The organism is Mesorhizobium sp. P2_F5, from assembly GCF_056403715.1.
Window position 1 is genome coordinate 192,033 of sequence record NZ_JBFUEY010000006.1, and the last position, 17,438, is coordinate 209,470.

Genomic DNA, 17,438 nt, shown 5'->3' on the forward strand with positions numbered 1-17,438 from the left:
ATGTCGCGTCATCGAGCAGTGCCACCGGGTGGTCTCCTCATGCCCGCCATGACGCCACGGCTCTCAGTCCGCCACGTCGAAGCCGGCTTTCTTCAGTGAGCCGATGAAGGTTTCGACGTCTTGCGAACGGGCCAACCGCATCGAAACGACCTGGCGGATGTTCTTCACCCAAGCCGGTTGATTTTGCGCCAGCCAGGCACGCTCGCGATCAGCCTCGATCTTGTAACCTCCTTCGCCCAGAATGGCGGCCGCAACAATATGATAGATCGGATTCGATCGAACCGGTGATTTCTTCATCCACATGACCGCCTGCGGATAATCGCCGCTGAAATAAGAGCAAAGAGCCAAATCCACCTCATAGTAGCCCAACGAACTCGGATTTTTTTGGCGCGCCTCCGTTATCAACGCGCAGCCGTCATGCCAATTTCCGGAGACCGCTAGGCGCTGTCCGTATTCGCCCATGAACTCGGTGTCGTTGGGGTTGATGGCCAAACCCCGTTTGCCCACTCCCAATGCCAGATTGATTTCCTTGCTGAAATAGAGGGCAAGCATTTCTCCCTGAAGCCCTCTTACATTGAGAGGGTCGACTTCCACCGCCTGCCTTGCGGCTGCCAGGGCGCGCTCGAGCGTGGCGGCGGACAATTTGGGGTCGTTTGGAAATTCGAACCGATAGTCATCGATGTAGACAAGCGAAAGAAGACCCCAGGCGGTGGCGTAATTCGGGAAGCGCTGTACGGCCTTCTCGAGGCAGGTACGAACGGATGCACGGGTTTCTGGGCTGAGGTCGACGCGATATGCATAGAAGGACAAGGTGCACGAATATGCCACCCAATCGTCGGGCGGATTGTCGACATGGAGATTGGCATCCGCCTGGAAGATGACGCCATAGGCTTGAGCCAGGCTCGTCGATACATTCCGCGCGATGTCTGACTGGGCCTCGACAAGTTCCGCGACTTTCATCCGGCCATCATAGCTGTCTGCCCACAGCACCGAACCGTTGGCTTGGTTGATCAACCTGACCCGAAGCAGAAAGGTATCGACCGACAGGTTGACGCTTCCGGCAAGGACAAATCGTGGTGGCGCGGTCGACGTATCGCCGTCCTTAGGCGCCGATTCCATGACCACAATGTCCTTGAACTTCGAAAGCTGACTGACAATTTCCTGCTTCAATCCGCTTGCAATGGCTGCCGCCGCGGTGGTGCCGGTCAGATCGTCAAACGGCTCAACAAGCACGTGGGGCGTTTCGGGCGCGCTTGACCTGACAGACGTCCACGACCACGCCAATACCGACGCTCCAGCCGCCGCGACAATGGCTGCAAACATCGCCGGCAGCAGGAACGCTATCCATCGGACCGGAGAGTGGGTGATCGTTGGAGAAACAACGGCCACCTGCGGTAGCGGCAACAAAGGCTGCGACCGGAGCGAGAAGACGGGATTATAACCCCCCTTTGGAATCGTAATCAGGATTGGGTCTGTGTGTCCGGCCGTCAGGTAGTACCGCTCGAGCGCACGCCTGAGGTGGCCAGCCTCGATGCGAACGATCGGATCCGTTTGCGGGTCGAACGCCTCGCCGCGACCAAACACTTCGACTGCGATGGAATAGGCCTTGATACGGTCGCCACGTCCCGACAAGGCTTCTTCCACCACATGGCTGAGGAAGCGGCGCTCGCGGCCGGTGGCATCGAAGTCCATACTGTCGAGGATAAGAGCAAGTTGGGCGCGACAAGCTTCGATGGGAAGCTCATGCTCCCCCGGTGCGGGCGTTTCCGCCTGGATCGCCATATCCTCACTTGGTCCCTTGCAACCGCAGTTTTTGTTGTTGTGCGGTTACATGCTTATCCACGTAACTTACCTTCTGCTGCCGTCTCTTTGCAATACGATTGCGTTAGGTCGATGAACTGGCGTCATGAACACAAAGGACGGATCGTCTGACAGACACCGAGCGGTCTCGGCGGCAGTACGCCGGTACCCCCAGTTTGAATTGACGATCCATCGGCTGATGGACCGAAGTGAGAGCTTTCGCGACATCTGCGAGGAACTCGCCGATGCGGAGTTTGCCCTTTCGAAGGTCGACGAGGCCCCGCCTGCATTGCGCGAGGCCAGACGAGCCGAATGGCAGGAACTGGTGGATCGGTTGGTTAGAGAGGTAGGAGCAGCAGTGCTGAACACCGACGCCGTCCGGAAGTCGGGTATCTACCCATGGCCACCACGGTGAACAGCCATGAGTGGCGGGCCGCCAGCGCGGGAAACATGCCCGACAGGCCGAGCGACCTGCGTGGATCGGCTGGTTGGCGTTTACTCGCTCACCCCGAAGTCTATCTCACGGGCTGGGGATGGTTGGCGCAGGCGGCGCCTGGGACGTCGCGGCCGCACTCGGCTATCGGCTCAACGAACAGTTTTCGGCGGTCGCCGGCTACCGCGCGCTCGGCGTCAATTACCGCCATGACGGCTGTATCTTCGATGTCGTCCAGCAGAGACAGATCATGGGGCTGGCCATGCGTTTCTAGGATTCGATTCGCATCAATGAACAACAATGGAGGAAGCGATGACAACGAAACTTATATTCCGTAACTGCGCCGTCCTGGCCCTGGCTTTGGCAACTTTCGTACAGGTCGATCCGGTCTCCCTGGTCACACTGGGATCGATTTCATCTCAAGCGCTGGCCCGCGTTGGCCATCCTCTTACGCCCGGCAGCGTGGCGGGCGTCGCGCGGCGCACGACCCGGCGCACGATCCGCAGAACCAGCGTCTACGTAGCTAGGCTACCGGCCGGTTGCGTCAGAACTTCGGTCAACGGGACATCAGTCTGGCATTGCGGCGGGAGATACTACCAGCACACGGGTTCGAAGTACGTGGTGGTGCACGTCAACTGACATCAGTCTGCGCCCGGCGACATTCGTTTGGTTCTGAAGAGACATCTGAATGTGTCCGTGCACTGGCATGTCGCCGGGCAACAATCCCTTAGGTCGTTGTCGTACTAACTGTACGCAAGGCCCGTTGAACCGTAATCCAATCATTGTCGTCGAATGTTTCTAACGGCTCGAGGGTTTCCGACGCCCGCCTGTTCAGCACGCCGACGCGACGTGCCTGGAAGCGTCCGGGAACCTTCAGAGAGGCCGAGATTCAAACTGCGATATTAGAATTATTAGAAATTGAGCCAAGGCAATCAGCGCGAGCCGACTGCCTGGCATCGAATTGAGCCCCACCTCATGAGCGCTGTTCTCGAATATTCGTTGATCACAATCGCCTTCATCCTGGTGGAGTTGGCCGTGCTCGCGCGCATTCTCCTACGTCCGAACCGCGATCCGACTTCCCGGCTTGCTTGGCTCTTTGTTGTTGGCGTGTTCCCGCTTTTTGGCATTTTTGTCTATTTGCTTTTCGGCGAGGTGAGCATCGGCCGGCGTCGTGTGGCCCGGCGCCGTGCGGTTCTGGCGCGACTTCAGGAGATGCAGGCTGAAGGGACCGAGACGATCGTGCCCGAGCGTCATTCGAATCTCTTTCGCCTGGGCCAGTCCATCAGCGGGTTTCGGCCCGCCGGCGGCAATATGGGGCGATTACTCTCCGACTCCAATGCGACGATCGATTCGATCGTGGCCGACATCGATGCGGCAGAGGAACACGTCCATCTACTTTTCTACATTTGGCTGCCGGACAATAACGGCTGCAAGGTCATCGAAGCCCTGAAGCGCGCCGCCGCGCGCGGTATCCCGTGCCGGGCGATGGCTGATGATCTGGGGTCGCGCACGCTGATCCGCTCCGATCATTGGCAGGCCATGCGCCGGGCAGGCGTGCGGGTGGCCAACGGGCTGCCGGTCGGCAACCCTCTGTTACGGCCCTTCATGGGCCGCATTGACCTTCGAAACCACCGTAAGATCGTCGTCATCGACGGTCGCATTACCTATTGCGGCAGCCAAAACTGTGCTGATCCGGAATTTCTGGTAAAGGCACGCTACGCCCCTTGGGTTGATGCGATGATGCGCTTCGAGGGCCCGATTGCCCGCCAGAACCAGTTATTGTTCGCCAGCGACTGGATGTCCCGTCTGGATGAGGATCTGGAAGGCCTCTTTCGCGAGCCCCACCTCCTGGCCAAATCCGATGCAATGCCCGCACTGGTGATCGGAACCGGACCGACGGCACGATTTTCGGCCATGCCGGAAATGTTTGAATCCCTGATGTATGCAGCGCAACGCGAACTCATCATTTCGACCCCCTATTATGTGCCCAGCGAATCCCTGCAAGGCGCGCTTTGCACGGCAGCCCGCCGGGGTGTGGATACGAAGATCATCTTTCCCGCCAGGAACGACTCCCGGATCGTGGGAGCCGCGAGCCGAAGCTACTACGCGGATCTCCTCGCCGCGGGCGTTGAGATCCACGAATATGTCGGTGGCCTTCTCCATACCAAATCGCTGACGCTCGACGGAGAAGTCACCTTGATCGGCTCGGCGAATATGGACCGCCGGAGCTTCGATCTGAACTACGAGAACAACATCCTGTTTTACGATCTCGATCTCACCGCCGCCATGCGGCAGCGCCAGCTTGACTACATCGCCCGCTCGACCCCCGTCACAACCAAGATGGTGGCTTCATGGTCCCTGTCACGGCGCCTTTGGAACAACAGCGTCGCCACGCTCGGACCCCTGCTGTGAGATCGCTCAGCCCTGGAGAGCCCGAAAAGTCGCTTGCTTCCTATGTGGAGTGAGCCCTGCGGTACGCTGTCAACGCACCCATCTGACGAACCGGACGATCACTTCCTCGGCGATGAGCATGGCGACGACCACGATAATCAGCGGAACCACGCCGTGCAGCATGCCTTCAAAGCGAACCCTATCCCCAAACACAAAGGTGATCACTTCCAGGATCACGAACTTGGATAGGAACAGCACCACCCATGCGCCGAAGAATCGCATGAACTTCATGAAGGCACCTTGCCTTGCCTGGAAGAACACGGCGACCTGATGCTCGATGGCGATAGTCCCCTTCAGAAGGGCCTGCAACAAGATGGCGGCGAGCAATGACACGCTGAAGGAAGAGACTGTGACGCTGTCCGAAAATTCATCGAACAGGTTCAGGACCACGAGGTCGATCAGGACTCCGAAGAGATAGCGTATGATCAATCGCTGGCGGTCGGTTGGCATTTCGGCCGTGGCCGGCAGAAAACCGTGGATTTTGTCAGCCATGACGTCCCCTTGTAAAACACCCCGCCGAGTGGCGCGAATTTCCGCATTACTTTAGCATCGGCCGTTTCGACGCGCCACGTAACTAACGGTAAGTATCGTGGGGCCACCGGCCCCAGTGCCGAAAAGATCGCCAGCTTACCGTGGTGGCGGAGGATTGAGACGCGATCCTACGGCGGCATCGTCGTTAGCAATTCTGCTCCCGGAATTGCGGCCCCTTCGAAGTCCTGCCACCACGTAACATACATACTGATTGTGGCACGGATGAACAGTCCGTGCGTATGGTTGCGCGCTTGCCGCAAAGCTCGCATTGGCTCCGACAGGCAAGGAAGCGGACTGGATCCAGACCATGCCCGGCAAAGGCTGGAACCCGATGCTGCCTCTACGGCTCGCTCGACCCGTGGTTCGATAAGAGGTGGCGGCCGAGGGAGATCGGACTGGTGAAATGAACCTCCGAGCGACGCTCCAGAATGAGCACGGCAGTAACGATCCCACAAAACGAGCATTCGTGAGCAAAGAACGGCAAACAAAGGGAAGAGAATACTATGCGAAACTTCATGACACTCATCGCGGCAACCGCAGTAGCACTTTCGTCTGCGACGGCAGCCTACGCACAAACACAAAATCCGCTTCCCAAGGCCAGCGATGTGCTCGTCCGATACGGGGACGACGTCGAGGGCTGGACGGTCTATGCAAATCAAACCCGCGGAGATTGCTTGATCGTGCGCCAAGATGGACCAAGTGCGGTGCAAATGGGCGTTACCGCAAATCAGGAGGTCGGGTATCTTGGCGTGTTCACGAAGGTGGATATCGGCCTTCAGAACGGGACCAAGTCGGACATCTTCGTCTCCATGGACGGCCATCTCTATAAGGGTGTGGCCACCAGCACCAGCGGCGAACTCAAGGGCGGATATTCTGGCGGCTACATCTTGACCGACGACCCGAAGTTCAAGCGCGACGTGGCGAAGAAATACAAAATGACCGTGTTTCCGGACACCAAGGGGACCTTCGTCGTCGATCTGAAGGGGACTTTCAAGGCAATGGCAGTGGGCCGCAAATGCCTCAAGCACTGACCGCCGCCAGGCAATATTCCCACCCATTTCCGCTACTGGCCGCAGCCAGCATCGGTTCAGGGATATGCGAATTTAAGGCAAGCGCTTCACCCCCAACGTGGTGACGGATATAGCATATCCGCGGCTCGGTTCGCGACTGTCGGCCGTGAGAAGCGCCGCCATCTACCAAGCGTCCGCTTTCCAACGGGCCATCAAACACAGCGGCAATCTGGTCGACGGCAGCCGACCAAAGGCGATACGTTGAAGTTGCATTTTCTACCGGGAACGGCATGGTCGGTGGCTATCCGACCAAAGGCGCCATCGCTGCGTCGAGGACAGTCCAGCATGACCAGCAACAGCATCCGCTACGTCTTATTGATGCTCGTTGAGACGGCCGCGACGATGTTCTTGTTTTTGACGATTTTCCCAATCTTCCGGCAAGTGATCACGCGATTGGGAGAACTACAGGATATCAGCCCCTATCAGCAGTCCGCGGTGGTTTGTGGTGCGCTCGTTCTGCAGGCCTGCTACTGGGTCAGGTTTCGCTGGGTTGCGATCCCCGCACCGTTTCGCAATGCCTTGGTGAGGCACCTGTTCCTGTTTGCCAGCCGGGTCAGCTTCTTCTTTGGCGGCGCTTTGTTTTCGGTCCTCTTTTTCCGCCACGTGCCGGAACTCGATCGGTTCCCTTCTGTCATTCAAGGAGCCGTCAAGCTGTTGGAAGTCCTGCTGGTTCTGTTCAGCCTGTTTTGCTATTCGCTCGAAATAGAACGGTTGGGCAGGGCAAGGGAAGACCATTCCTCCGCATCCGGCCGCACCAGATAATTCAGGCCGACCAAATCCAGTCCGTTACAAGGGTGCCGATGGTCGGCGGCCTTGCCTGCCTGTCAAACGTATGGAGCGGCTTCAGGCATTGGCAGGTCTCTGGAACAATTTCGGATCGACGACGTTTCGTTTAGTTAATGACGACGTTTCGCATACGGCAAATTGCCACCAGCGAGGACTCGATCATGAGGTTCCTGTCAGGCATAGCGACCTCCCTGGTCGCGACTTTTGCACTAACCAGCACTGTTCCAGTTGATGCCGCGCCGATCTTCGTGCCCAGGGCACAAGGCGCGCAGTCCGATGTCATCCAAGTTCGGGATGGCTGGTACAGGGGCTATCGCGGCCACCGCCACTACCACCGGCACAACGACTTCTGGGCCCCCGGCGGAGCATTTGTCGCCGGAGCGCTGCTCGGCAGCGTGATCGCCAACAACAACGGCTACTACGGCGGGTACTACGGAAGCGGCTTCTACGCCGATCCGTATTACGGCGGACCCTACTATGGCGATCCCTATTACCGCGACCGGTACTATGTCGATCCGTATTACCGCGACCGGTATTATGGCGACCGCTATTATGGCAATGGGTATCACTCAAACAGATCCTATCGCCCATGCTCGCCCAGAGAGGCGGATTCCGGCAATTGTTACTAGCGTGGCGCGACGGGGCCCGTCGCGACACAGTCTACCGCCTATCGCGAATTTGACCTTGATGTGCCCACATGCCATCATGGAATGGTAGCTGGACTGCGAAGACAAGACTTCTTGCCGCGGCGGCCGATCCCCTTCAACGTGCGGCTGGCAGCCTGCCTCAGGCATCTACCTATGCTGATTTCCGCCTTGCGGTTGGTGGGCATGAGCCCAACGAACGAGATTGGCAAGACGTCGATTTGCTTAGGTGTTCAATTCTCGAACGGTTTCGGGTGGAGGATCAAATGGCCAAGGACGTAGACATAAATGCGATGCCGCCGAGTGCTGAGCAACTGCGAATGGCTCTTCTAAAGGAGCAGATGGCGGAGGTAGACAAGCAGGAAAAGCTGCGAGCGCGAGAAAATCAGGAACTCACGAAGTTCACAGACAGTTTCCTGAAGGACCAGGTGAACGAGGATGAAATCGCGATGGTCCGTCGCTTGGTGATGAACGCTGTCAAGAATGGCAAGTACGAAGCACTGGTATACAGCTTCCCTTCGGCCCTTTGCACCGACAGTGGCCGAGCCATCAACAGCGCTGATCCGCAATGGACCGAAACCCTCCAGGGTAAAGCCAAGCAATTCTATCAGCGCTACCTTGAAATTGCGAAGCCGCAAGGTTACAGGCTCAAAGCTATGGTTATCAACTTCCCAGGCGGAATACCTGGTGACATCGGCTTCTTCCTAAATTGGGCGCCGGAACGTAAATAAAAACCAGTGCTGGTTCCGAAGCGGGTCAGAACACGTCCGGCACCAGGTTGCGCGGAGCTGCATCATCCGCGAAGTCGTCGGGCCGCTTCTGGCGTTTGCTGAAGTTGGGTTTTTCGAACTCGACGACCTCATAGGGGATTGAGCTCAGGATGTGCGAAATGCAGTTGATGCGCGCGCGCTTCTTGTCGTTCGACGGCACGATCCACCAGGGCGCATACTTTGTGTCTGTCGCACGGATCATTTCGTCGTAGGCACGGGTGTAATCCCACCAACGGTTGTACGATTCGACATCCATCGGGCTCAGTTTCCACTGTCGAAGGGGATCGTCGGCCCGCTGCCGGAAGCGCCGCTCCTGTTCTTCCTCACTCACGTCGAGGAAGTATTTGAGCAACGTTATCCCGCTTTGTACAATGGCGGCTTCAAAAGGCGGTGCCAGTTCGAGAAAGCGTCGCGCCTGCTTGTCGCTGCAGAAACCCATGACGCGTTCGACGCCGGGACGATTGTACCAGGAGCGGTCGAATATCACGATCTCGCCTGCCGCAGGAAAGTGCGCGAAGTAGCGCTGCATATAAATCTGAGTCTTTTCGCGATCCGTCGGAGCCGGCAGCGCGACGACCCGGAACACCCGCGGGCTGACCCGCTCGGTCAGGCGCTTGATCACCCCTCCCTTCCCGGCGGCGTCACGGCCCTCGAAAACGATCGCAATGCGGGCACCGGACTTCTTCACCCAGGCTTGAAGGTGAGCAAGCTCAACATGCAACCGGGCGAGTTCTTTCGAATACTTTTTCCCTCCCGGTTTCTCCTCGACATGCTCAGATACGACGGCCGACTTGTTCTTCTTCTTACCCATGGTTTCCTCCCTTCAACACAACTCACAAGGGGCAAATTCCTTGAACTGTCATGCCCGGATTTCGAACGCATGATACGCGTCTTCGAGAATGTCGAAGGCCATGTCGGAGCCAATGCGCTCGATCACGCCGGCCCGAACAAGGATATCGCGCGCTTCGGCGTGAAGCTCCGCTAGGCCAAGCCTGATCCCGCGATTGCGCAATTCGTCACATAGCTCCTCCAGCATTGCCGCTGCCGAGCTGTCGATCTGGGAAATTGCACTCGCGTCAATCAGCAGCCAGCGTGTGTCGGCCGGCAGTTCTTCGGCAATGGACCGCAGGCGCGATGCGACGTAATCGGTGTTAAAGAACAGCAGGCTGCCCTGAATAAGGCATACGGCGAGGCCGGGCACCTGACTGGCCTCGGGCGTTCGATGCAGTTTGTAGAAGCCGTCATGGCCTGGAACACGGCCGAGCATGGCGTCGCGGGGAAACATGAGCTTGCGCAGAACATAGGCCAGCGTCGCACCGATCGCGATGACGACCCCGTTGAGGACGCCCAGCCCGATCGGACCCCACATCGCAATGAGCGCGAAGACGAACTCCATGCGGCTGATGCGCCAAATCTGCCTAAGGGCGGCGAGATCGATCAGGCCGATTGCAGTAGCCGCAAGAATCGCCCCGAGCGCAGGGATCGGGATAATCCTTAGGGCAGGCCCGAGAAACAGCAGGGTCGCGATCAGGGTCGCGGCGGCCACGATGCTCGTCACTTGCGAGCGGCCACCAACGGACAGGTTGACCGCCGTGCGCGAGTCGGAGGCCGTAACCGGGAAGGCGCCGAAAAGGCCCGCGCCTATGTTCGCAGCGCCAAATCCGATGAGTTCGCGGTTTGGATCGACCGGGTAGCCGCCTATTGCCCCAAAGCTACGGGCAGTAATGATGCCGGCGCCGTAGCTCACGAGGAAGATTGCCGCAGCGCCGAAGGCCAACGTTTGGATCGGAAGGCCAGCGATCCCCGGCAACGACAACGAGGGCAACCCCGTCGGGATATCGCCGACTACGGCAATGCCGCGTCCTTCAAAGTCAAAGACGGCCGAAAGCACTGCGGAGAGGACCACAACCAGCACTGGCCCGGGAACCGGAAAACGCATGATCCGTGCGATCTGCAACAAACCGAACATCCCCAAGGCCAGCAGGAGAGACGGCCAATGGATCGATCCGGCCTTGCGCAGAAGTTCAAGCACCGGCCCGAGCAGGCCTTCCGCCTCGATCTTGACCCCGGTGAAGCGGCCGATTTGTCCGATCAGGATCGAAAGCGAGATGCCGATAAAGAATCCCGTCAGGATGGGACGCGACAGGAAGGTTGCAAGAATGCCGAGCCGGAGCACCCACGCTGCCAGGCAAAACAAACCGACGCCAAGCGCGAGGATTGCGGCGACCGCAGTGCGGTCCACCGTGAGTCCTGCAGGTAAGCTCGCCGTGACGGCGACCAAAACCGCCGCGAGCACCGTCATCGTTGCCGCGTCCGGACCGACTATGAGCTGACGCGAGGGGCCAAAGATCGCGTAGGCGATCAGTGGCGCGATGCAGGCGTAAATGCCGGTCTCAGGCGGCAGCCCCGCTATCGCGGGATACGCAATGGCACTGGGAAGCCCAACCGCGGCAACTGCGAGCCCGGCGGAGACATCGCTCCGCACCCAGCCCGGTTGATAACCGGAAAGGCTTGTGAGCACGGGAAGGCGCAAGCCCACCGGGTTTAATCCTTAGCTGGCATAGCAATTTTATTAGCACAGGTAGTCTACAGCCTTGTAACAAGTCTGACAACAATCGGCCATGAGAGAGATCGAGCTAAAATTCGTTATCGACGATCAGGGGACGAGGCAGCTTAGAGCATGTCTGAAGGCGCTCAGTCTGGGTAATGGCAGTCTGAAAATTAGAACGCTCAGCAGTATCTACTTAGACACCACCGAAGGCACGCTGAAGAAAGCAGGGATAACACTCAGGCTTCGGCGTGACGGGCGGCGCTGGGCACAGACCGTCGAGACCAAAGCTGTGCTGCACTGCGGTCTTTCGCAGGTTACTGAAGTGGAGAACCCGGCTCCGGGCGGACGGCTATGTCTGGAAGCGATCCCAGACGTAGCGATCCGGGAAGAAATCATTCGACGCGTGATTGGCGCGCCGCTCAGGCCGGTCTTCGAGACCATGATCAGGCGTTCCGCCAACGAGTTGTCTCTAGAGGACGGCACGCGTGCGGAACTGGCAATCGACATCGGCGAAATCCACGCCGGGGAGCACTCGGCCGAGTTGCGTGAACTCAAGATCGAACGCATCGAGGGCAGCCTGGGCGGACTGTTTGACATTGCACATCTCCTGTTCTTGAAGGGGGCTTGAGGTTCTCCCGCCTTTCCAAGGCGGCGCGCGGCTATCTGCTCGCGGAGCAGGGATGGATCGACCCGCCGCTCGCGCCCCGGAATTGCGCTCGATCGGGCTCAGATCGCCGAGCAAGCGGCACGCGACGTCCTTCGCGAGTGCGTCGATCAGATCGCCACAAATGTCGTGGTGATCCGGAAGCTGGACGATCCCGAAGGCCGCACCAGTTGCGGATCGGCCTGCGCCGATTGCGAAGCGCGTTCTCTATCTGCGCTTCCGTTCTGAAGAGCCCGGAAATGACGCGGCTCAACATGGAAGCCCGCTGGCTTGGTCGGGAGGTTGGGCGTCTCAGGGACCTCGACGTGGTGGCGAACGATATCGTGCGGCGGGAGGCCGAGGTCCACACGGATGAACCGGGTCTGCCGGCCCTTGCCGATGCTCTCTCGCGGCAGGCAGGGGGACAGCGTGATCACCTTCGCAAACTCCTCCCCGAGGCGCGCGTGCAGGCGTTCCTGATCGACCTGGCGCGGTTCGTGGAGACGCGAGGCTGGCTCGTTCCTGAGGATTCTGGCCAGATCGAACGGCTTGCAGCGCCGCTCGTCGAGCTGGCAGGCAAGGCGCTGAACAAGGGCTCGAAGAAAGTCAGCAAGCGCGCGCACCGACTTGAGACCTTGACGGTTGAGCAACGCCACGATCTGCGGAAGGAGCTGAAGACGCTGCGCTATGCGGTTGAGTTCTTCTCTCCCTTGTATCCCGTGAAACATGCGGAACCATTCCTGAAGCAATTGAAGAAACTTCAGGCGGTCTTCGGCGGCCTGAACGACGCGGCGACGGTCAGAGCCATTTTGACGGAGGCGGAAGCGCCTGGTGCCGACGATCCAGCCGCGCAACGCGTCATCGGATGGGTGATCGGGGCGAGCCAGGCGCGCCGAATTTGGCTGGGCTGGCGCAAAAGCCTTGTGGGAAAACCTGGACGAGACGCGCCCCTTCTGGAAGTGACCCGGCACGTTCCCGCATGGTCTTGCCGCCAATCATGATAGACCCGCTCGGCGTTGGCCCTGGCCTGCGCTAGGCCTAAACTTGCCAGATGGCACTATATGCGCGAAACTTGGTTTTCGAAGAGCCGCTCATAGAGCGGATGTGGGAATAGCGTGGTTGTCCTCACCACCGTCACAACCGAGCGATCAAGAATAACGGCAAGCAAAGTGGGGGTCCCAAACTATGGCATATGTCGCGTCTTGGCGGAATCCTCGCGTGAAGGCGCGTGGTATGGTCACAAGAGCAGCTTTCGCCGCTATTGCGTTATCGCAGGTAGGGGCGATCGCGCATGCCGGCGAGGGATCTTTTGATGACTTTCCCTTCTTAGTCCATTGCGAGGTTGGCGGCCTGCATCGTGCTTTCTATTTGTCCACAATTGGCCACGACGGGGTTGCCGTCTATATTTCGCCAGACAGGCAGGCCGGCACCATAACTGTAAAAGGCAAGGCCGATCCGGTGGGTGGAGCCGGGTCGGGAAGTTGCGCGGGAAAAACACTTGAGCAACTACGATCGACGGGTCAAGCATATGACTTGAAACACTGACCTTTGAGGAATGCTGTCTTTTTCTTTGACCTAGTATCTCATCCAGGACACCGGCGAAGGCCGGCTGAATGCGCGGTCTTCGTATCCATGCCTTGGAATGCGCAAAAAGTCGAAATTAGGTCCTGCAACGAAGGTACTTAACTGCGTCCCGTCGTCAGTGGCGAGGCGAGCCTTTCCTGGTCGCCCGGGGATGGATTCGACCCCTTCGAACGGCCTCGCAGTCAGAAAGTTACTCTGCCCTCCACGTAACTTACGTTCCGCCGCCGGCTCGGTCCGGTAGTCTCGGGACAACACGAACCAATAAACGGGATGGAACGCCGGCTGGCAGACGAAAGCGGTCTCGGCGGTGGTGTGCCGGTTCCGTGGCATATCGGGGGTCCTCTCGTTGCCGCCGCGGTTCATCGCAGGGAGGGAGAAAATGGGCAGTCGATTTCGGCGGCATCTGCTGAAAGTGTCGCTGGCGGCATTGGCGATGCTGGCGGCACATGGCCGGTCCCTTGCGGCTGACCTCCTCATTGCAATGCCGAACTGGCCCTCTGGCCAGGCGGCGGCCAACATCATCAAATACGGCATAAAGGAAAAACTCAACCTGGACGCCGACGTGCGCGAGATGGGCTCCATGACCGCATTCGCCGGAATGGATACCGGGGAGGTCGACGTCTATCCGGAAGTCTGGCTTCCCAATCTCGATTCACTCGTCAAGAAATACGTCGACGGGCGCAAGACTGTGGACCTCAGCCCCAAGGGTGTGTCGGCGACGCAGGGTATTTGCGTGACGCGCGAGACGGCTGACAAATATGGCGTCAAGGACATTTCAGATCTGGCCGATCCGAAAAAAGCCGCCGTGTTCGATACCGACGGCGACGGCAAGGGCGAAATGTGGATTGGCGCGCTGGGCTGGTCGTCGACGAGCATCGAGAAGATCCGAGCCAAGAGCTACGGTTATGAAAAAACGATGACGCTCCTTCAAATGCCGGAAGACATGGCCATGGCCGCAGTCGATGCGGCCGCGGCAACCGAGCAACCGATGGCATTCTACTGCTACAGTCCGCACCATATGTTCAAGCTCCATGATATCGTCCAATTGACCGAGCCGAAACACGATCCCGCCAAGTGGCACATCGTGATGCCGAGCGACGACCCTGACTGGCTTACGAAATCGGAGGCGCCGGTGGCGTGGGACGCATCACATTTCTACATCGGGTTTGCGTCATCGATGGCGACGCGCCTGCCGAAAGTGGCGGCCTTCCTCTCCCATGTCGACTTCACCCCAGACGAGGTCACCGAGATGAGCTACGCATTGCAGGTCGATCGGCAGGATCCTGCCAAGTTCGCGCAGGCCTGGATTGCAAATCATCAAGACCGGCTTAGCGCCTGGTCGAAATAGGGACAGGGACGACGATGACCCTTTCGCTCGCAAACCGGTCCGTCACTTCGAAAAGCAATGATTGCAGAATGGCTGGCCGCTGCTTCGTCTTTGGCGCAGCGCTTGTCATGACAGCGATCGGCGCGACATTGGCGTATGCCGCCCAGACGCAGGTATTCGATCCGCAGACCCATAAATGGGTCGACTACGACAAGAAGAAAGCGCGAAAATACTATGCCGCCCACAAGGAGGTGCCCGAGGCATTTCGCCCGCAGATGGTCAAGTTCCGAACCGCGGAGGCGCCCGGTACGATCATCATCGATGGCAACAAGCATTTTCTTTACCTTGTGCAGTCAGGTCAGCAGGCCATGCGCTACGGCATCGGTGTCGGTCGGGAAGGCTTTGGATGGGCCGGCATCGTGCGCGTCGGCCGGATGGCGGAATGGCCGACCTGGACACCTCCGGCCGAAATGGTCGCTCGTGATCCGAAGGCGGTCAAATATGCGGCAGGCATGCCCGGAGGTCCCGACAATCCGCTCGGCGCCAGGGCGCTCTATCTCTACGAAGGCGATCAGGACACGATCTACCGGATACACGGCACGCCGGAGCCCTGGACGATCGGGCTCGACGTGTCATCAGGGTGTATCCGGATGCGGAACGACGACATCACTGACTTGGCATCCCGCGTCAACGTTGGCGCCAAGGTCATCGTTCTGATGCAGGGGGCGGCCCTTTACAAGGGTGTGTGAAGCGACATTCGAAGAGGGACAAGCAATGTCGGCAAAACGTGCAGTGAGAAGATCGATCCTGGTCGTAGCTGTGGGATTTATGGCGCAGAGCTTGAGCGCTTGCGTCAGCACGCCGCCGCCTGCCCCCGAGCACATGTCGAGGACRCAGGTTGAGACGGCTCCGGCGGATCTGCAGCTTCTTTGCGCCAACGCGGTCGCCAAGTCGAGCGGCGTCGATAGCGCCAAGATACTTCCGGTTTCCTCGAGCAAGATCGATTCCAAAACTTACCAGGTCGAGCTCGACGCCGGCGGCAAGAAGACAAGCTGCCTCGTGGACACCGACGGCGCCATCAAATCCGTTGAGCCCATCTGATCCGCTTCGGTCGGATTCTCGAGCGGTCGCTCCAGCGCCGGGAATTGGTGACAGTGTATGACTGGGCAAGGAGGCATAGATAATGCACCCGAACGCGCCGAATCCCGATCATGCGCTTCCGCGCTCGACCATGATCGATGCCGCACTTAAAATCGGACTTTTGGCCTTGCTGGTCTACGCCTGCAGCCGGATCATATTGCCTTTTGCCGGCATCCTGCTCTGGTCGGTGATCCTGGCGGTGATGCTGAATCCGCTGCACCTTCGTCTGGCCGTCCGGCTTGGCAATCGGTGGTCGGCGGTGCTGATCGGCCTGGTCAGCGTTGTGCTGATGCTGGTGCCGATGATCACAGTGGTGACGTCGCTCGGGTCTTCGATATTTTCGCTTGTCGCGGCCTTGCAAAACCACACTTTGACCGTGCCGCCGCCGCCGCCATGGCTTGCAGACCTGCCGCTGTTCGGCCAGAAACTGACGGAGACCTGGGCGCTCGTCGCCACCAACACGCCGGCGGCGCTTGCCAAATATGGCCAGATGTTGAGCGGGCCAGCGACATCGCTGATGTCGTTCGCTGGCGGCCTGGCCGCTGGTGAATTGTCGTTTGTCCTTTCGTTCGCGATCGCCGCGGTGCTTGTCGCCTACGGCAAGGGTGCCGCCGAATTCGCCAGGCGCCTGTTGGAACGTATCACCGGCAGCACGGCACGCGGGGCTCACCTGGTTACGCTGACCGCCGCCACGATCCGCGGCGTGGCCGTGGGCGTGGTCGGCGTGGCGGTGATCCAGGCGTTGCTCGTCGGCATCGGCTTCTTCGCTATTGGCGTTCCGGGAGCCGGACTTTTGACGCTCGCAACGCTTTTGCTGGCCATTGTGCAGGTACCGGCGGTGCTGCTGACCCTGCCGGTCATGGTTTATGTCTTTTCGACGGAAGCAACCACACCGGCGATCATCTTTGCGGTCTGGAGCCTTATCGCAGGGCTCAGCGACAATGTCCTCAAGCCATTGATGCTCGGCCGCGGACTGGAAGCGCCGATGCCGGTAATTCTGATTGGTGTCATCGGCGGCATGCTTGTCGACGGTCTGCTCGGCCTGTTTGTGGGTCCGGTGCTGCTGGCCGTCGGCTATGTGCTGCTCAATGAATGGCTGCACCAGCCTTCGGTCGAAGACGGGCCACGGATCGAGGGTCCAGCGGCATGATCACGGTTCTTGTGGTCGGCTTGCTGGCGATGTCGGTATGCCTTGCACTGCAGGCTCTGGCATCGATGCTCGCTGCGCGCTATTTCGCCAGGGTCACCAAACAACCGCTGGGTCCCAAGCCGTGGCGGTCGATCTTCCTGCAATTCTCGATACTGATGATCGTGCTCATGATTGGCAACATCGTCCAGGTCGTGTTCTGGGCGCTGCTCTACAGGTCGCTAGGTGCTTTTGAGGACTTTGAAACGGCGGTGTATTTTTCGGGCGTCACCTTCACCTCGCTTGGTTATGGCGACGTGGTTCTCAGCGGCCGCATGCGGCTACTTGCGCCACTTCAGGCCGCCAATGGCCTGATGATGTTCGGGGTTACCACGGCCCTCTTCATCGCCGCTGTCCAGCATGCCACGGCCAAGTGGACCGCGGCGCATCCGGCCGGCGCGCAGGATGCAGGTTGAAGCTCTTCATGCCAAGGGGCGCGCTTCAACGGCCGAGGCATTGGCGAGATCGAGCAGCCGCCAACCTATGGTGTACCGCGTGGACGTCCGATGGCGCGAGCAGCTA

General features: G+C 59.2%; 20 protein-coding genes. 16 read left to right on the forward strand and 4 right to left on the reverse strand.

Annotated features, from left to right (window positions below; genetic code table 11):
• Positions 1–63: 63 nt before the first annotated feature.
• Positions 64–1,782 carry a hypothetical protein gene (locus AC1DYO_RS11590; RefSeq protein WP_477263231.1) on the reverse strand — a complete coding sequence of 573 codons (1,719 nt, stop codon included), beginning with the start codon at positions 1,780–1,782 and terminating at the stop codon, positions 64–66.
• 124 nt (positions 1,783–1,906) lie between these two features.
• Here AC1DYO_RS11590 and AC1DYO_RS11595 point away from each other — a divergent pair, with 124 nt between their 5' ends.
• The 4 genes from AC1DYO_RS11595 (at position 1,907) to cls (ending at position 4,645) form a co-directional block, all read left to right on the forward strand.
• A complete protein-coding gene (locus AC1DYO_RS11595; protein WP_477263233.1) occupies positions 1,907–2,215 on the forward strand; it encodes a hypothetical protein in 309 nt (102 codons plus the stop codon).
• A 118-nt stretch (positions 2,216–2,333) separates the two neighbouring features.
• Entirely contained in the window at positions 2,334–2,507 is a 174-nt protein-coding gene (locus AC1DYO_RS11600; protein ID WP_477263235.1) for a hypothetical protein, read from the forward strand.
• Positions 2,508–2,545: 38 nt separating this feature from the next.
• Entirely contained in the window at positions 2,546–2,872 is a 327-nt protein-coding gene (locus tag AC1DYO_RS11605; protein ID WP_477263237.1) for a hypothetical protein, read from the forward strand.
• A gap of 336 nt (positions 2,873–3,208) precedes the next feature.
• The gene (gene cls / locus AC1DYO_RS11610; RefSeq protein ID WP_477263239.1) at positions 3,209–4,645 is read left to right on the forward strand and encodes a cardiolipin synthase; all 1,437 of its coding nucleotides are present in this window, start codon (positions 3,209–3,211) and stop codon (positions 4,643–4,645) included.
• Between the two features lie 69 nt (positions 4,646–4,714).
• Here cls and AC1DYO_RS11615 read toward each other — a convergent pair whose 3' ends face one another.
• Complete coding sequence (locus tag AC1DYO_RS11615; protein ID WP_477263241.1) at positions 4,715–5,176, reverse strand: hypothetical protein; 462 nt, start codon at positions 5,174–5,176, stop codon at positions 4,715–4,717.
• A 542-nt stretch (positions 5,177–5,718) separates the two neighbouring features.
• On the opposite strand from AC1DYO_RS11615, the gene AC1DYO_RS11620 reads away from it, so the two are divergent.
• The 4 genes from AC1DYO_RS11620 (at position 5,719) to AC1DYO_RS11635 (ending at position 8,446) form a co-directional block, all read left to right on the forward strand.
• The gene (locus tag AC1DYO_RS11620) at positions 5,719–6,246 is read left to right on the forward strand and encodes a hypothetical protein (RefSeq protein WP_477263243.1); all 528 of its coding nucleotides are present in this window, start codon (positions 5,719–5,721) and stop codon (positions 6,244–6,246) included.
• 324 nt (positions 6,247–6,570) lie between these two features.
• Complete coding sequence (locus AC1DYO_RS11625) at positions 6,571–7,047, forward strand: hypothetical protein (protein WP_477263245.1); 477 nt, start codon at positions 6,571–6,573, stop codon at positions 7,045–7,047.
• A 185-nt stretch (positions 7,048–7,232) separates the two neighbouring features.
• The gene (locus tag AC1DYO_RS11630; RefSeq protein ID WP_477263247.1) at positions 7,233–7,700 is read left to right on the forward strand and encodes a BA14K family protein; all 468 of its coding nucleotides are present in this window, start codon (positions 7,233–7,235) and stop codon (positions 7,698–7,700) included.
• A gap of 281 nt (positions 7,701–7,981) precedes the next feature.
• On the forward strand, positions 7,982–8,446 hold the full coding sequence (locus AC1DYO_RS11635) for a histidine kinase (protein WP_477263249.1): 465 nt from the start codon (positions 7,982–7,984) through the stop codon (positions 8,444–8,446).
• A 25-nt stretch (positions 8,447–8,471) separates the two neighbouring features.
• Here the strand turns inward: AC1DYO_RS11635 and ppk2 are convergent, their stop codons facing one another.
• Both ppk2 and AC1DYO_RS11645 read right to left on the reverse strand, forming a co-directional pair.
• Complete coding sequence (gene ppk2, locus AC1DYO_RS11640) at positions 8,472–9,296, reverse strand: polyphosphate kinase 2 (RefSeq protein ID WP_477263251.1); 825 nt, start codon at positions 9,294–9,296, stop codon at positions 8,472–8,474.
• A gap of 48 nt (positions 9,297–9,344) precedes the next feature.
• Positions 9,345–11,024 carry a SulP family inorganic anion transporter gene (locus tag AC1DYO_RS11645; RefSeq protein ID WP_477263253.1) on the reverse strand — a complete coding sequence of 560 codons (1,680 nt, stop codon included), beginning with the start codon at positions 11,022–11,024 and terminating at the stop codon, positions 9,345–9,347.
• A gap of 82 nt (positions 11,025–11,106) precedes the next feature.
• On the opposite strand from AC1DYO_RS11645, the gene AC1DYO_RS11650 reads away from it, so the two are divergent.
• From AC1DYO_RS11650 to AC1DYO_RS11685, 8 genes are all read left to right on the forward strand, one after another.
• On the forward strand, positions 11,107–11,664 hold the full coding sequence (locus AC1DYO_RS11650) for a CYTH domain-containing protein (protein ID WP_477263255.1): 558 nt from the start codon (positions 11,107–11,109) through the stop codon (positions 11,662–11,664).
• Between the two features lie 137 nt (positions 11,665–11,801).
• Positions 11,802–12,680, forward strand: coding sequence for a CHAD domain-containing protein (locus AC1DYO_RS11655; protein WP_477263322.1), 879 nt, complete (start codon positions 11,802–11,804; stop codon positions 12,678–12,680).
• A gap of 217 nt (positions 12,681–12,897) precedes the next feature.
• Positions 12,898–13,224, forward strand: a complete 327-nt coding sequence (locus AC1DYO_RS11660) for a hypothetical protein (protein ID WP_477263257.1) — start codon at positions 12,898–12,900, stop codon at positions 13,222–13,224.
• A 418-nt stretch (positions 13,225–13,642) separates the two neighbouring features.
• Complete coding sequence (locus tag AC1DYO_RS11665; protein ID WP_477263324.1) at positions 13,643–14,611, forward strand: ABC transporter substrate-binding protein; 969 nt, start codon at positions 13,643–13,645, stop codon at positions 14,609–14,611.
• Positions 14,612–14,679: 68 nt separating this feature from the next.
• Positions 14,680–15,339, forward strand: coding sequence for a L,D-transpeptidase (locus AC1DYO_RS11670; protein ID WP_477263259.1), 660 nt, complete (start codon positions 14,680–14,682; stop codon positions 15,337–15,339).
• Between the two features lie 133 nt (positions 15,340–15,472).
• Entirely contained in the window at positions 15,473–15,691 is a 219-nt protein-coding gene (locus AC1DYO_RS11675) for a hypothetical protein (RefSeq protein WP_477263261.1), read from the forward strand.
• 82 nt (positions 15,692–15,773) lie between these two features.
• Positions 15,774–16,880, forward strand: coding sequence for an AI-2E family transporter (locus AC1DYO_RS11680; RefSeq protein WP_477263263.1), 1,107 nt, complete (start codon positions 15,774–15,776; stop codon positions 16,878–16,880).
• Positions 16,877–17,332: an ion channel gene (locus AC1DYO_RS11685; protein ID WP_477263265.1), complete on the forward strand. Its 456-nt coding sequence runs from the start codon at positions 16,877–16,879 to the stop codon at positions 17,330–17,332. The genes AC1DYO_RS11680 and AC1DYO_RS11685 overlap by 4 nt, the downstream gene beginning before the upstream one ends.
• Positions 17,333–17,438 lie beyond the last annotated feature (106 nt).